At 69.3% G+C, this 1,059-nt stretch carries 1 protein-coding gene; it reads left to right on the top strand.

From position 1 onward, the window contains the following. A partial coding sequence (locus AB4K12_RS31230; RefSeq protein ID WP_368438175.1) for an alkene reductase occupies positions 1-1,059 on the top strand: 1,059 nt, incomplete at both ends.

The raw sequence follows: 1,059 nt of genomic DNA, 5'->3' as shown, positions 1-1,059 counted from the left end.
ATGACCACTGCGTTTGATCCGATCGATGTTGCCGGTGTGCGGCTTGAGAACCGCATCGCGATGGCACCGATGACGCGTAGCCGTGCCGGGGCGGGCGGGATCGCGACCGACCTGATGGTGGAGTACTACTCCCAGCGCGCGAGCGCGGGTCTGATCATCACCGAGGGCGTGCAGCCGTCCGTGGTGGGCCAGGGCTACCCCTGGACCCCGGGCCTGCACAGCGACGAGCAGATCGCTTCCTGGCGCAAGGTCACCGACGCGGTCCACGCCAAGGGCGGCCGGATCTTCGCGCAGATCATGCACACCGGCCGGGTCGGTCACCCCGTGCTCCTGCCCGAGGGCATGACCCCGGTCGCCCCGTCCGCGATCGCGGCCCAGGGCCAGGTCTTCACGGCCGAGGGCATGAAGGAGTTCATCACCCCGCGCGAGCTGACCGAGGACGAGATCCTCGCCACGGTCACCGACTTCGTCACCGCGTCCCGCAACGCGATCGAGGCCGGTTTCGACGGTGTCGAGCTCCACGGCGCGAACGGTTACCTGATCCACCAGTTCCTCGCCCCGAACTCCAACCACCGCACCGACCGGTGGGGCGGCAGCGTGGAGAACCGCATCCGTTTCGCCGTCGAGGTCGTGCGCGCGGTCGTCGCCGAGATCGGCGCGGACAAGACCGGTCTGCGGATCTCGCCCTCGAACGCGCTGAACACCATCGAGGAGCCGGAGCCCGCCCCGGTCTACACCGCCCTGGTCGACGCGATCGAGCCGCTCGGACTGGCCTACCTCCACATCCTGGAGTCCACCGACATCCGCGAGCTCACCCTCGACCTGCGCAAGCGCTTCACGGGCACCCTGATCCTCAACGCCCTCACCGAGGGCCCCACCGGCCCGGACGCCCTCCACCTCATCGAGGACGGCATCACCGACGTCCTCTCCTACGGCTTCCTCTTCGTCGCCAACCCCGACCTCCCCGCCCGCCTCAAGGCCGGAGGCCCCTTCAACACCCCCGACCCCACCACCCTCTACGGCGGCGACGCCAAGGGCTACACCGACTACCCCACCCTC

It is taken from the genome of Streptomyces sp. C36, from assembly GCF_040932295.1.
GTDB classification, from domain to species: domain Bacteria; phylum Actinomycetota; class Actinomycetes; order Streptomycetales; family Streptomycetaceae; genus Streptomyces; species Streptomyces triculaminicus.
Note: the sequence above shows the minus strand (reverse complement) of the source record. Positions and strands in the feature narration are given on the sequence as shown.